The organism is Methylophilus sp. DMC14 (genome assembly GCF_056314085.1).
In genome coordinates this window covers 210,043-222,108 of sequence record NZ_JBQUZA010000003.1, presented here as the reverse complement: position 1 = coordinate 222,108, position 12,066 = coordinate 210,043, and the positions used below count along the sequence as shown (strand labels likewise).

The window sequence follows — 12,066 nt, the reverse complement described above, 5'->3', positions numbered from 1 at the left end:
GAACTTGAATACCATGCAATCACTGTCAGCCACCCGCATCGCCTTTATTGGCGGCGGCAATATGGCACAAGCCCTGATGATAGGCCTGCAACAACGAGGCTTTGCCATGTCACACATTACCGTGATTGACCCAGACACCAGCAAGCATGCTTCGCTACAAGCCAAATTAGGCGTGCAAACCAGCGAGACGCTGTCGGCAGCCTCGCTGGCGGCTGAAGTTGTGGTGCTGGCGGTCAAACCACAGCAATTGCAGGCGGTGGCACACTCGCTGGCTCCCTACTTACAATCACAATTGGTGATCTCAGTTGCCGCCGGTATACGCACTGGCGACTTGTGCCGCTGGTTAGGCGGCTACCAAACGCTGATTCGCACCATGCCCAATACGCCTGCGCAAATTCAGGCGGGCATCACTGGCGCTTATGCCCTGCCAGCCGTCTCAGCGGGCCAGCGTGATATTGCCGACCAGTTGTTGCAAGCGGCGGGTGAAGTAGTTTGGCTAGAAGCTGAAGACCAGCTGGATGCGGTGACCGCGATTTCAGGCAGTGGTCCGGCTTATGTCTTTTTGATGATAGAAGCACTCACCGCGGCAGGGGTCGCTTTAGGACTCAGCGAAGCCCAGTCACAACAACTCAGCCTGGCCACATTCAAAGGCGCCAGCTTGCTCGCGGCCTCGAGCGCTACCCCCGTGGCGACGCTGCGTGAGCAAGTGACCTCCAAGGGCGGCACCACCGAACAAGGTCTGCTCAGTATGCGTGAGCACGATATTCATGGCATGATGCAACATGCCGCGGCACAAGCAGCGCGCCGCGCCAAAGAACTCGGCGATCAATTGGGAGCACAATAATGTTGCAAAACATGACAACTTTTTTACTGAATGCGGTATTTGGCATTCTGACTTTTTTACTGGTATTGCGTTTTTTAATGCAGTGGACCCGGACCTCGTTCCAGAATCCGCTGGGACAAATGGCCATGGCGCTGACTGACTTTATGGTGAAGCCGGCCCGCAAACTGATTCCCCCTGCCCGCCAGCTGGATTTATCAACCCTGTTGCTGGCCTGGCTGGTACAAGTAATTCTGTTCGCCTTGCTGACCTTGCTTGCAGCCGCCCCAGTGTCCCCGGTGTTTTGGTTCTGGCAGGCCTTTGTCGCCGTCCTGGGGCAAATGCTGGATGTGTTTTTTTACGCCATTTTGCTCATGGCCATTTTAAGCTGGATCAATCCATACAGCCCGATTTATGGCGTGCTGAACCAGTTATCAGCGCCTATCCTCAATCCGTTGCGTAATGTTTTGCCTTCGATTCAGGGATTCGATTTTTCCGCGCTGGTCGCCTTGCTGTTGTTGCAAATGATCAGCCGTATCGTGCTGCCGGGGTTGGCTGGCGGCATGCTGTGATACGCATACGCAGTGCTGCGCATCGCGGGGACGGCCTTACCTCTGGCCGTCCTCTCCAGAACAACAATTTTCTAGACCCAAACGATATCAAACTCTTCGCGGCCGTATTGCGTATCCGGGTGCAGCGACACCGGCCGTTTGATAAAGTCTGACAAATTGGCCAGGCTTTGTGACTCTTCATCGCCCAGCATATTGATCACCTCGGGCGAGGCCAGAATCTTGAACTCTTTGGCATTTTTAAACTGCTTGGACTCACGCAATAACTCACGCATGATTTCATAGCAAATGGTCTGGGCGGTCTTGAGCTCACCACGCCCCTGGCAAACCTGACACGATTCACACAGCAAATGCGCCAGGCTCTCGCGCGTCCGTTTGCGCGTGAGCTCCACCAGCCCAAGGGCAGAAAACCCGTTCACATTAATCCGCGCACGGTCCAGCGTCACAGCATTGCGCAGTTCTTCGAGCACTGCCGCACGCTGCGCATCTTCATCCATATCAATAAAGTCGATGATAATGATGCCGCCCAGATTACGCAGGCGTAGTTGACGGGCAATCGCTTGCGCCGCCTCCAGATTGGTTTTAAAAATGGTATCGGACAGGTTTTTACCACTGACAAAACTGCCCGTATTCACATCCACCGTGGTCAGTGCCTCGGTCTGGTCAAAGATCAGGTAGCCGCCCGATTTGAGCTCCACCTTACGTGCCAGCGCTTTCTCAATCTCGTTTTCAATGTCGTAAAACTCAAACAGCGAGCGTTCGCCTTTGTAGTGCGTCAGCGGTTTTACCGCATGCGAGACGTAGAGTTCGGCAAACTCTTTCAGCCGCTCAAACATCTCGCGCGAATCGACACGGATGCTGGTGGTTTCGGTACACACCACATCGCGCAAAATGCGTCGCGGCAAACTCAGGTCATAAAAAATCAGCGAGCGTTCACCGACCTTGGTGCTCTCGGTCTGGATTTTTTGCCACACTTTGCGCAAATACTCGATGTCGGCCAACAACTCCTGATCGGTGGCGTTTTCTGACATGGTGCGGATGATATAGCCACCTTCACGCGCTTCAGGCAACAAGCCAAGCAAACGATTGCGCAAAAACTCGCGTTCTTCTTCGTGATCAATACGCTGCGATACGCCGATATGTTTCTGGTAAGGCAGATAGACCAAAAAACGGCCGGCAATGCTGATTTCAGTGGTCAGGCGTGCGCCTTTGGTGCCTATCGCCTCTTTAATCACCTGGACGATAATCGACTGGCCTTCATGCAACACTTCCTGAATCGGGCGGTCGGTTTTCACCGCGCCCTCCTCGGTATGACATTCCATGATATCGGCCGCATGCAAAAAGGCCGCACGCGGCAGGCCGATCTCGACAAAGGCAGATTGCATGCCAGGCAACACGCGCACAACAGTGCCACGATAAATATTACCGACAATCCCCAGCGAAGAGGCGCGTTCAATGTGCAACTCCTGGACGATGCCCTGCTCCAGAATCGCCACGCGCGTTTCCTGCGGCGTGACGTTAATCAATACTTCCTGTGCCAACGACATAGTGCTTATCCAATCCCGAATCTGTTTTTTTGATAGCAGTTTACCATGCGTTCAGCAGCTGCGCCGTTTCATGCAGCGGCAAACCCATCACCCCGCTATAACTGCCCTCAATGCGCGCAATCCAAGCCCCGGCACGGCCCTGAATGCCATACGCCCCGGCCTTGTCCATGGGCTCCCCCGAAGCCACATAGTCTTGTAGCACCGCCAATGGCACAGGCATCATATGCACCCGCGTAGTATTCAACAAGCACTGCGCTTTACCCTCGTGCATCACCGCCACTGCCGTGTGTACCTCATGCAAGCTGCCACTTAGCCGCGTCAGCATGGCCAGCGCTTCCGCCGCATGCGCCGGCTTGCCCAATATTTCGTTGCCCAGCGCGACCGTGGTATCTGCCGCCAGAATCGGCAACCCGCGGTGACCATACTCTGCATGGATCGCTTGTGCCTTGGCTAGCGCCAGGCGCTGCACATAACGGGCAGGATCTTCACCCGGCCAACATGACTCATCAATATCCGCGGGCATGATGTCGCAGCTTATGCCCAATTGCGCCAGTAACTCGACGCGGCGTGGGCTACGCGAGGCCAAAATAATCTTGCGATTGTTCATCATTCTCTGTCTTTATCAAATGCAAGGCATGCAGCGCTGAGCACCAGCATGGGCAGCCAATCATTAAAACGCTATTATGGCTTATTCCAACCGCGGTTTAGCGAGACTTTGCAAGTTTCGCTAGCCCCGGCCGCTTTGTGTACAATACCCCCTCGTTTCACACTTGCAGCCTCGCCATGAATGCCATCGAACAGCTGATACAGCGCGCCGACCAACTGATTACAAGACTTGAGCACCTGTTGCCCACCCCACCTGCTGAGCCAGACTGGCAAGCCGTGGCCTGGCGCTGGGTCAAGCACAACGGACAAGGCCAGTTGCAGGCCGTCGGGCATCCACACCAGATTCTGCTGGACGATATCCGCTTTATTGACCGGCAAAAAAATGAGGTGGTACGCAATACACGCCAGTTTTTACAAGGCCTGCCCGCTAACCACGTGTTGCTGACAGGCGCACGCGGCACGGGTAAATCCTCGCTGGTAAAGGCCGTGCTCAACGCCTATGCCAGCGAAGGCTTGCGTCTGATCGAAGTCGAAAAGCAAGACCTCACAGACCTGCCGCAAATCACTCAATTGATCCGCCAACGCCCGGAAAAGTTTATTATTTTTTGCGATGACCTCACCTTTGAAGCGCATGATCTGGGTTACAAAGCCCTCAAAGTCATCCTAGATGGCTCGATTGAAAATGCCTCCTCCAACCTGCTGGTCTACGCCACCTCCAACCGCAAAAACCTGATGCCGGAATACATGGCGGACAACCAGCCTATTCTTGATCAAGGTGAAATCCGCCAAAACGACACCATCGATGAAAAAACCTCGTTGGCAGAGCGCTTTGGCCTATGGCTATCGTTTTACAGTTTTGATCAGGATGAATACCTGAATATTGCCGCCCACTGGCTACAAACTTTCGGCATTAAGATGGATGATGCCGCCCGTCACGCTGCCCTGCAGTTTTACCATACGCGCGGCGCCCGCAGCGGCCGTGTCGCCTATCAGTTTGCCAAAGACTACGCAGGCCAACTGCAACTGAAGTCCTGAGCCATGACAAAACTCGTCCAAGTCGCCGTCGCTATCCTGATCCGCCCCAATGGCGAATACCTGCTCGCCAGCCGTCCCAACGGCAAAGGCTGGGCAGGCTGGTGGGAATTCCCCGGCGGCAAAATCGAATCTGGCGAAACACCAGAAAATGCCTTGATCCGAGAATCGCAAGAGGAACTTGGCATTACCCCCACGCAAATACAACCGTGGATCAAACGCCGCTACGACTACCCGGCCACGCATGACGCCGAAGCCAAAACCGTGCTGCTGCACTTTTTCTTTGTGCATGCCTGGCAAGGCGAATTACAAGCGCGCGAAGGCCAGCAGTTTGCCTGGCAGCACCCACGCACACTCAACGTCAGCCCCGTGCTGCCTGCCAATGCGCCGATTATGCAAGCCCTCAGCCTGCCGTCTGTATATGCCATCAGCAATGTCCAGGAAATGGGTGAACACGCATTCTTGCAAGCGTTAAAGCAGCAGCTCGACCAAGGCCTGCAATTGCTGCAAATCCGCGAATCCCAGCTTGATGACGCAGCACTCGCCAAATTGAGCGAGGAAGTATTGCAGCTATGTGCGCCATACGACTGCCGCTGCCTGCTCAACGGCAACCCAGAACAAGCATTGCAAATCGGCTACCAAGGTGTGCATTTAAATAGCCAGCGCCTGATGGCCCTCGCACAAAAACCGGATAACTTATTAGTAGCTGCCTCTTGCCACAATCGAAGAGAGTTAGCGCAAGCACAATCACTACAACTAGACTTTGCACTGCTCTCCCCTGTGCTACCGACAAAAAGTCACCCTGAAGCAACTGGACTAGGCTGGGGGCAATTTGGTGAAATGTTAAATGGGCTTGAAATTCCAGTGTATGCACTGGGTGGGATGCACTTTGAACATGTATCGCAGGCGCTATCCTTTGGTGCGCGCGGCATTGCCATGCAACGTGAGATTTGGCAAAAAAGATAGATATTTAACAAGGCATGGCATCCAAAGTGCTAGAACACCCCGATACAAAACAACAAAGCAGACAAGACCTAACTTTGTGTACTGGCAGAAACATTACCCACAACCGCCAGGTGAGATAAAAAAGCTTCAACTTCTTTGCCACCTATCTCTTTGGGATGCCGCTTGTGATGAAACAAAATGTACCGCTTTGCCCATTGTAAATATTGCGTTTCCGTACGAATACTGTAATGATTAAGACGTATCTTTTCACGCATTAACGCTAGTAACTTTGGCGGGTGTGTTTCCTGTTGCAGTTCTGAACCAGTCATGTAAATTGACCAAGAAAAAACTAAGATAAACAATAATTTATTTGAGCAATCAACAAAAGTAAGCAAATGTTAATATTAAGTTATACACCGATTTCGGTGTCTACATTACGTTAGCAGTCAAGCATGCGAAAAACACCGAACCCTCGTGAACTATTGATAGCATTGTTATGCGGTTTGCCCGCGAGTTTTATGGTTGCTTGCGGCCTCCCATGGATGTTAGTAGCATCTCTTGCTATGTTGATTAGTTCGCCCACAATCTCTGCATTTTACGGCGTAGCATTTGTCGCAGCTTGCCTTCTCGCAATCGTTACGTATTGGCGCCTAGCACTGGTAACTGCACTTCAACGACCATACACCTTTGGTCCAATCTTTTGGCTAGCTACTCTGTGTGCGTTCTACGTTGTTGTTGAAGTTAGTGGCTGGTTCAGTGGTATCCAATCACTGTTGTTGCTAATCGGTCCTCCGGTAGGTTCCGCTATCTACTTTTCTATATTGCAGTGCAGAGGGTTCACCGGAGAAGAACATGCCTGCTAATAATTCATTATTCAAGCGTTAGAGCTACCCAATGGCAGATATTCCAATCCTCAGCGAAACGATCACGGCCGCAGGTGGAGTAGCTGCCGTCATCTCTGGTTTAGTGGCGGTGCTTGGAAAAATTTGGGTGGGACGTATCCTCGAACGAGAACGCGCAGATACAGACTCTGAGCTACAAAAGCTCACCTCATCACTTGAGGCGACAAACCGCGCATTTCAACTCGAATTGGATAAGGGGCTTCACGTCCACAAGATACAGTTTGAAAAAGAATTTGCTGTATACGAACTGATCTGGTCAAAGCTCGATGACGTCAAATCGGCTGCACTAGCCTTGCGACCGACGCTTGATTACGTTGATCCTAAGGAAAGTGACGAAGATCGTAAAAAACGCAGGCTTGAGAAATTTTCAAGTGCTGTCGCTGCATTCGGCGATCAAGTTAATAAAAGCCGACCTTTCTATGCCCAATCGGTGTATGTGATCATCGAGGAAATATGGAAGCTGGCGCATAAAGAAGCCAGTGAATACAAAAACCGAGATCCCTATTCTGATGGCTATTGGGAGCGTGCAACGAAAAACCAGGACACAATCCTTGCCGCAATTGATAAGTGCTGCAACACCATCCGGGAGCGAATACGCGATGTTCGAGTCGCTGATTAACTCTAACTTTACAGTCGAGAGGGAGCCACAAGCTGCGCTTGTGGCTCCCTCCGCTTCGCTCCGGCTGCCCCTCACTTCCACGTTAGCCCAGTACTGAATGACACAAAGAACAACCTCTAAGAACGAGCGCTTTAACAACCGCATGCACAGGTATGCAAGTCTTGAACGTTTAATGCTCATGCGCAATCTGAGCTATGGAGGTGCCGCAGCTAGCCTTGTTATTCTGTTAGGGTTAATTCAAATTGGCGCAAAAAACATTTTCCTTCAGGCTAGTACAGCATCCATTTCCGCATCACTTCCACTCTGGTTATTACTTGGTGTCATTTACGAGTTTTATATTTTCTTGGGTAAAGAGAGCTACCCCCATTACAGAAAGAAATCCACACTGAACTTCTTAGGCGTTATTCTGCTTTTCGCTGGGTTAGGGATGGTTGTCAGTATTGGTTTCATCCTTTGGTTTCTGCTACCCGAGGCCACGTACATTTTTGGCGCAGCTTCCTTAATAAGTCTAGTATTAGGTGGGCTGTTTCATTTTCTTTTGCAACGCTGGTGGTTTGGTCCAGACGGCCCAGAACCAGAAGAAAAGAACCACAGTGGCTAACCTATTCATCAAGCGGGACGCTGCGCCGACGCGCATCGCCCCTTATGTCAAACGCTACAAGGGCTTTCCCATTCTAAGCAATAGTCATCTGCAAGATTTTTGTGTGTTTTAAGTTTTTCAGCGCATAAATATCCTTTGCTGTAGCCAGTGTTAAGCGAGAAGGTGAAGGACTGCGGTACTACAACCGGTCATATTGGGCATGATTGGCCCGGACCCTGATGAAAGACGCACGCCGGGGCCTCATTCGTTAGTCGGGATTACCTTGCTCCCCCTAGAATTAATCAGGTACGCCCGGTGCGGGTCCAACCCGCTGCTTATCAACGCTGGCAGTTAAGCTGTGATGCAACCATTGCATTCAAAATAAGGATATTGAGGCTTTAAACATATAAAGTGCTACCATCGTACTATCGAATGACCTTGATATGGCTTTTATCAAATGAACACAGAACAACCGAACAATCCATTGCACGGCATCACGCTTGCAGAAGTGGTTGAGCAATTAGTGGCGCATTACGGTTGGGAGGCGCTGGCGACAAGGGTTAATATCAACTGTTTTAAAAATGAGCCTTCAGTTAAATCTAGCCTGAAGTTTTTGCGCAGAACGCCTTGGGCAAGGGCTGAGGTGGAGGCGTTGTTTTTGCGGACGTTTTCAAACTAAACGATTCTTACACCTGCCCGAGTTGGCAGTTTGTTACTGCCGATGTTCCCATGATAAAAAAGCCAGCAAACGCTGGCTTTTTTGCTGGTGATTCTGCCATATCGCAGATAAGTATGTTTAGGGCGCTGCCTTCACGGGCATGGTGACAAACTGATCGGTGATGTTGCCTTGTTTATCTTTAAAGCACAGCCTGAACTTGACCTGCTCACCGGCTTTAAACGGGGTGGGCAATTCAAACAGCATCAAATGCAATCCACCTGGCGCCAGCTTGACGGGCTTGCCCGCAGGGACAGGCAACGCTTCCATGCTGCGCATTTTCATGACACCGTTTTGCATGGTCATGCTGTGCATTTCTACGCTCTCTGCACGCTCGGTTTCAATGTAGACCAGAGTGACATCTTGCGGACTGGAGAGCGTGAGGTAGGCGGCGCCGACGGACTGGCCGGGATTGGAGGCGCGCACCCAGGCATCGGTGAGTTTGACTTCTGCATGTGCAAAGGCCGTGGAGGCTAACAGGCACAAGCTCGCGAGCAATTTCAGGCAGAGGTGTTTTGTTTGCATACTTAAATCCAGTCTCAGATTATTCTGGCTCGTATAAGTCTGGCGGCGTGCTATCGGGGATGCGAAATTTTTCCGAAGCCCAATCGCCCAGGTCCATCAGTTTGCAGCGTTCGCTACAAAAAGGCCGGAATGGATTTTTAGGGGAATACTCGGTGGTTTCTCCGCAGGCGGGACAGGCCACCTTGCGCGGTTTGACTACTGCTTGCGTCAATTGTGACTGGCTCCGGTAAAGTTGCAGACGATCATCTTGAACGGGATATCCTGTTCACAGCCTTTGGGGCGTTGCACGAAGTCCAGCTTTTGAAAGCGGATGTTGATCGCATATTTGTTGGCACTGACTTCCGGGAAGCATTCTTCATGGTCAATTTCAATGCGCAATAACTGGGCAGGTTTGTGTCCGGAAAGCTGTTGCTGATAGGCGCCATGGTGGGCAACCAGGGATAACACCTGACCACTGCCACGCAATAACTGCATAATCAGGCTGATGGCTTCATACATCGGCATCAAGCGGGATAACCACTGTGTAAAATCTTGCTTGCGGCGCTCTACACTCAGGTAGAGCCAGTGGCGGTATGAGGGCAAGTCAAACTCGCAGACGCCGCCTGGAATACTGGTCCGCTGCTTGACGCTCATGAGCCAGTCATTGTCGCGCAAGGTTTGGCCTAGCTTTTGATGATCGGCTCTCAAGGTAGTTGCGCAACGGTCCAGATTGTTTACGGTGCTTTCGAGCGCCTCTTGGTCGATATTGGGATTATGTTGCAGCAGGGAAAGCTGGACTTTATGACGGTCCAGCTCTTGCAGCAAATCTACCTTGAGATCACCACGATCAATGACATCCAACACTTGCAGCATGGAAATCAGCGCCACATGATGACTGACCTCGTGACCAATGGCAATGTGATGCAGCATCTTGTTGAACAGGTCTTCAAGACGAAGATAGGTTCTGATGCGCTCGTTAAATGGAAATTCGTAGCTCGACACGGCAGCCTTTTCTGTCAGCTGATACTTGAAAAGTATGCAATAAAAGTTTGATTATGAAACCCTTTTAACTCAGAGGCAAGTTTTAGAGAAATTTTTGTGAAATTGAAGCACTTTTTGCTGTAAATCGGCGAGTGTCAGCTGGTTTTCAATCACGGTATCCGCAATCGCCAGCCGCGCCTCTCGCGGACTTTGCGACGCCATGATGGCTTGTGCCATTTCGGCAGAGAGCTGACTGCGTTGCATGACCCGCTGCAATTGCGTCTCCTCATCGCAATCGATCACCAGTACATGATCTATCATGGACCAATCCTCGCGGCTCTCGACCAGTAATGGGATCGCCAGAATCACATACGGATGACTGGCATACTGGGCAATTTGCTGTACGGCCTCAGCACGGATCGCCGGGTGCATGATCTGATTCAGTTGTTCGAGGGCCTCTGGGTGCTCAAACACGTGCGCGCGCAGTGTTGCCCGGCTGAGACGTCCATCTGCCTCAAACATGTGGTCGCCAAAAGCCACCCTCACCGCTTGCATGGCCGGACTGCCGGGCTCACTCATTGCGTGCGCAATGTGGTCCAGATCCACCACAGGCACGCCTAAGGCAGAAAATGCTGCACACGCCTCGCTTTTACCACTGCCGATACCGCCGGTCACGGCCACCACTTTTGCCATGTGCTGCTCCCGTTAAGGCACTAAATAATAAGCGGCCAGAGTTTGCCCATAAAACAGGGCTGCGATGCCGCCCAGGGCTAAAAAAGGACCAAAAGGAATCGCAGTTTGTCGGGTTTTGCCTTTGAGCAGAATCAAGCCAATGCCGATCACACTGCCAACCACCGAGCTCAATAAAATGACCGCTGGCAACAGTTGCCAGCCGAACCAGGCACCGATCGCAGCCAGCAGCTTGAAATCACCGTACCCCATGCCCTCTTTACCAGTCACGAGTTTAAACAGCCAGTAGACCGCCCACAAGACCAGATAACCCGCCATGGCACCGATCACGGCTGACGAGAGATCGATAAACCCATCTTTAAGGTTAAGCAACAGCCCCAGCCACAACAGCGGCAGTGTAATGTCATCGGGCAACAGTTGCGTATCAAAATCAATAAAGGTCAATGCGACCAGCGCAAACACAAATGCCAGTGCAAACAAGGTCAAATGGCTATAGCCATATTGCACAGCCACCGCAACCGACAGACCGCCGGTCAGCAATTCAACAAATGGATAACGCATTGAAATCGGCGCATGACAGGCTTTACACCGTCCGCGTAAGAATAGATAGCTGATCACAGGAATATTCTCGAGTGCCGTAATCTGGTGTCCGCAATGCGGGCAGGCCGAACGCGGCACCACAAGATTGTATTTGGGTTGATCAGGCACCTCTTGCCCCTGTAAATCCAGGCAACTGGCCTGCCATTCACGCTCCATCATTTTGGGCAGACGATGAATCACTACATTGAGAAAGCTGCCAACCAGCAAACCAAAGACCAGACAGGTGGCTTGCAGGGCATGAGGCTGCGTGCGCAGCAGACTTAAAACAGGTTCAAGGATTTCGTGCATGATGCCGATAACAAAGATAAGGTTGCTGCATCATCTCATCGTTGATGCCCATAGGCAAGGCTGACAAAGTGCAAAACTGCTTTAAAAGCGCATTCTTCTGGCTTGAAAACTGTTTGCAAGTCACCATTTATGTGTAAGATGGTCATGACACAGCAACTTTAGTGGTTTGCGTCTGTGTGAAGTGGCATCTGTTATCTAGAGAAGGAAGTTGCCTATGTCTGATCAAATCAAATTTACATCGCCAACCGAAGTTGAGTTGAACGAGGTTGAGCATCCTGCCTGGGATGAGCCAGTGATTTGTCGAGTAGAAGTCGATTTACCTGGATGGCTCACCAAACTGACCGGACAATCACACTGGGAAGTCTACAGTGAAGAAGAAGAGGAAAACTGCGTAAGCTTTGCGATGCGCTCTTCGAATCATCATCGTTTGCAAAAAGCGATGGCGTCAGCAGAGAGCGACCTGCAGGCAGAGGTGACCTTGTATCACAACGGCTATGCCGTCGTCGATGTCAATGGAAAATCCTTGTTTGATGGCGCATTGACCCATGCGACCAACGACTGCGCGCGACTCAGCTACTACCACATGAGTGGCGAGCCTATCGCCCTGAATTAACCCGGTGTTTGGTTCAGCCGGTATTTTTTAAGTGTTGTCGCCTGCGTACAAGCAG

16 protein-coding genes are annotated in these 12,066 nt (G+C 51.4%); 8 read left to right on the top strand and 8 right to left on the bottom strand.

Annotated elements, in window-relative coordinates; translation table 11 throughout:
* Window positions 1-13 precede the first annotated feature (13 nt).
* Together proC and ACT53C_RS08000 are read left to right on the top strand one after the other, a co-directional pair.
* The gene (gene proC, locus ACT53C_RS08005; RefSeq protein ID WP_476145495.1) at window positions 14-844 is read left to right on the top strand and encodes a pyrroline-5-carboxylate reductase; all 831 of its coding nucleotides are present in this window, start codon (window positions 14-16) and stop codon (window positions 842-844) included.
* A gap of 11 nt (window positions 845-855) precedes the next feature.
* Window positions 856-1,392 (top strand): YggT family protein, encoded by a 537-nt coding sequence (locus ACT53C_RS08000; RefSeq protein ID WP_476145494.1) that lies wholly within the window; start codon window positions 856-858, stop codon window positions 1,390-1,392.
* A 71-nt stretch (window positions 1,393-1,463) separates the two neighbouring features.
* Here ACT53C_RS08000 and rng read toward each other — a convergent pair whose 3' ends face one another.
* Both rng and ACT53C_RS07990 read right to left on the bottom strand, forming a co-directional pair.
* Window positions 1,464-2,936, bottom strand: coding sequence for a ribonuclease G (gene rng / locus ACT53C_RS07995; RefSeq protein WP_476145493.1), 1,473 nt, complete (start codon window positions 2,934-2,936; stop codon window positions 1,464-1,466).
* 40 nt (window positions 2,937-2,976) lie between these two features.
* Complete coding sequence (locus tag ACT53C_RS07990; RefSeq protein WP_476145623.1) at window positions 2,977-3,543, bottom strand: Maf family protein; 567 nt, start codon at window positions 3,541-3,543, stop codon at window positions 2,977-2,979.
* Between the two features lie 176 nt (window positions 3,544-3,719).
* On the opposite strand from ACT53C_RS07990, the gene ACT53C_RS07985 reads away from it, so the two are divergent.
* Window positions 3,720-4,577, top strand: a complete 858-nt coding sequence (locus tag ACT53C_RS07985) for an ATP-binding protein (RefSeq protein ID WP_476145492.1) — start codon at window positions 3,720-3,722, stop codon at window positions 4,575-4,577.
* A gap of 3 nt (window positions 4,578-4,580) precedes the next feature.
* The gene (locus tag ACT53C_RS07980) at window positions 4,581-5,540 is read left to right on the top strand and encodes a Nudix family hydrolase (RefSeq protein WP_476145491.1); all 960 of its coding nucleotides are present in this window, start codon (window positions 4,581-4,583) and stop codon (window positions 5,538-5,540) included.
* Between the two features lie 68 nt (window positions 5,541-5,608).
* Here the strand turns inward: ACT53C_RS07980 and ACT53C_RS07975 are convergent, their stop codons facing one another.
* On the bottom strand, window positions 5,609-5,848 hold the full coding sequence (locus ACT53C_RS07975) for a phage integrase N-terminal SAM-like domain-containing protein (RefSeq protein ID WP_476145490.1): 240 nt from the start codon (window positions 5,846-5,848) through the stop codon (window positions 5,609-5,611).
* A gap of 565 nt (window positions 5,849-6,413) precedes the next feature.
* Here ACT53C_RS07975 and ACT53C_RS07970 point away from each other — a divergent pair.
* The 3 genes from ACT53C_RS07970 (at window position 6,414) to ACT53C_RS07960 (ending at window position 8,299) form a co-directional block, all read left to right on the top strand.
* Window positions 6,414-7,040 carry a hypothetical protein gene (locus ACT53C_RS07970; RefSeq protein WP_476145489.1) on the top strand — a complete coding sequence of 209 codons (627 nt, stop codon included), beginning with the start codon at window positions 6,414-6,416 and terminating at the stop codon, window positions 7,038-7,040.
* 97 nt (window positions 7,041-7,137) lie between these two features.
* Complete coding sequence (locus ACT53C_RS07965; protein ID WP_476145488.1) at window positions 7,138-7,641, top strand: hypothetical protein; 504 nt, start codon at window positions 7,138-7,140, stop codon at window positions 7,639-7,641.
* A gap of 436 nt (window positions 7,642-8,077) precedes the next feature.
* Complete coding sequence (locus ACT53C_RS07960; protein WP_476145487.1) at window positions 8,078-8,299, top strand: VF530 family protein; 222 nt, start codon at window positions 8,078-8,080, stop codon at window positions 8,297-8,299.
* 117 nt (window positions 8,300-8,416) lie between these two features.
* Here the strand turns inward: ACT53C_RS07960 and ACT53C_RS07955 are convergent, their stop codons facing one another.
* The 5 genes from ACT53C_RS07955 to ACT53C_RS07935 form a co-directional block, all read right to left on the bottom strand.
* A complete protein-coding gene (locus ACT53C_RS07955) occupies window positions 8,417-8,860 on the bottom strand; it encodes a copper chaperone PCu(A)C (protein ID WP_476145486.1) in 444 nt (147 codons plus the stop codon).
* 19 nt (window positions 8,861-8,879) lie between these two features.
* Window positions 8,880-9,071 (bottom strand): DNA gyrase inhibitor YacG, encoded by a 192-nt coding sequence (locus ACT53C_RS07950; RefSeq protein ID WP_194748258.1) that lies wholly within the window; start codon window positions 9,069-9,071, stop codon window positions 8,880-8,882.
* A complete protein-coding gene (zapD, locus tag ACT53C_RS07945; RefSeq protein WP_275355925.1) occupies window positions 9,068-9,841 on the bottom strand; it encodes a cell division protein ZapD in 774 nt (257 codons plus the stop codon). The genes ACT53C_RS07950 and zapD overlap by 4 nt, the downstream gene beginning before the upstream one ends.
* A gap of 69 nt (window positions 9,842-9,910) precedes the next feature.
* Window positions 9,911-10,513 (bottom strand): dephospho-CoA kinase, encoded by a 603-nt coding sequence (gene coaE / locus ACT53C_RS07940; RefSeq protein ID WP_476145485.1) that lies wholly within the window; start codon window positions 10,511-10,513, stop codon window positions 9,911-9,913.
* Window positions 10,514-10,525: 12 nt separating this feature from the next.
* The gene (locus ACT53C_RS07935; RefSeq protein ID WP_476145484.1) at window positions 10,526-11,398 is read right to left on the bottom strand and encodes a prepilin peptidase; all 873 of its coding nucleotides are present in this window, start codon (window positions 11,396-11,398) and stop codon (window positions 10,526-10,528) included.
* 214 nt (window positions 11,399-11,612) lie between these two features.
* Between ACT53C_RS07935 and ACT53C_RS07930 the strand changes: the two genes are divergently transcribed.
* A complete protein-coding gene (locus tag ACT53C_RS07930) occupies window positions 11,613-12,011 on the top strand; it encodes a hypothetical protein (RefSeq protein ID WP_194748262.1) in 399 nt (132 codons plus the stop codon).
* Window positions 12,012-12,066 lie beyond the last annotated feature (55 nt).

Excerpts from the sequence above, each read along its gene's own strand:
- ACT53C_RS07935 (WP_476145484.1), bottom strand. The coding sequence starts at position 11,398 with ATGCACGAAATCCTTGAACCTGTTTTAAGTCTGCTGCGCACGCAGCCT.
- ACT53C_RS07975 (WP_476145490.1), bottom strand. The coding sequence starts at position 5,848 with ATGACTGGTTCAGAACTGCAACAGGAAACACACCCGCCAAAGTTACTA.
- ACT53C_RS07985 (WP_476145492.1), top strand. The coding sequence starts at position 3,720 with ATGAATGCCATCGAACAGCTGATACAGCGCGCCGACCAACTGATTACA.
- ACT53C_RS07980 (WP_476145491.1), top strand. The coding sequence starts at position 4,581 with ATGACAAAACTCGTCCAAGTCGCCGTCGCTATCCTGATCCGCCCCAAT.
- ACT53C_RS07965 (WP_476145488.1), top strand. The coding sequence starts at position 7,138 with ATGACACAAAGAACAACCTCTAAGAACGAGCGCTTTAACAACCGCATG.
- ACT53C_RS08000 (WP_476145494.1), top strand. The coding sequence starts at position 856 with ATGACAACTTTTTTACTGAATGCGGTATTTGGCATTCTGACTTTTTTA.
- ACT53C_RS07970 (WP_476145489.1), top strand. The coding sequence starts at position 6,414 with ATGGCAGATATTCCAATCCTCAGCGAAACGATCACGGCCGCAGGTGGA.
- coaE (WP_476145485.1), bottom strand. The coding sequence starts at position 10,513 with ATGGCAAAAGTGGTGGCCGTGACCGGCGGTATCGGCAGTGGTAAAAGC.
- proC (WP_476145495.1), top strand. The coding sequence starts at position 14 with ATGCAATCACTGTCAGCCACCCGCATCGCCTTTATTGGCGGCGGCAAT.
- rng (WP_476145493.1), bottom strand. The coding sequence starts at position 2,936 with ATGTCGTTGGCACAGGAAGTATTGATTAACGTCACGCCGCAGGAAACG.
- ACT53C_RS07990 (WP_476145623.1), bottom strand. The coding sequence starts at position 3,543 with ATGAACAATCGCAAGATTATTTTGGCCTCGCGTAGCCCACGCCGCGTC.
- ACT53C_RS07960 (WP_476145487.1), top strand. The coding sequence starts at position 8,078 with ATGAACACAGAACAACCGAACAATCCATTGCACGGCATCACGCTTGCA.
- ACT53C_RS07955 (WP_476145486.1), bottom strand. The coding sequence starts at position 8,860 with ATGCAAACAAAACACCTCTGCCTGAAATTGCTCGCGAGCTTGTGCCTG.
- ACT53C_RS07930 (WP_194748262.1), top strand. The coding sequence starts at position 11,613 with ATGTCTGATCAAATCAAATTTACATCGCCAACCGAAGTTGAGTTGAAC.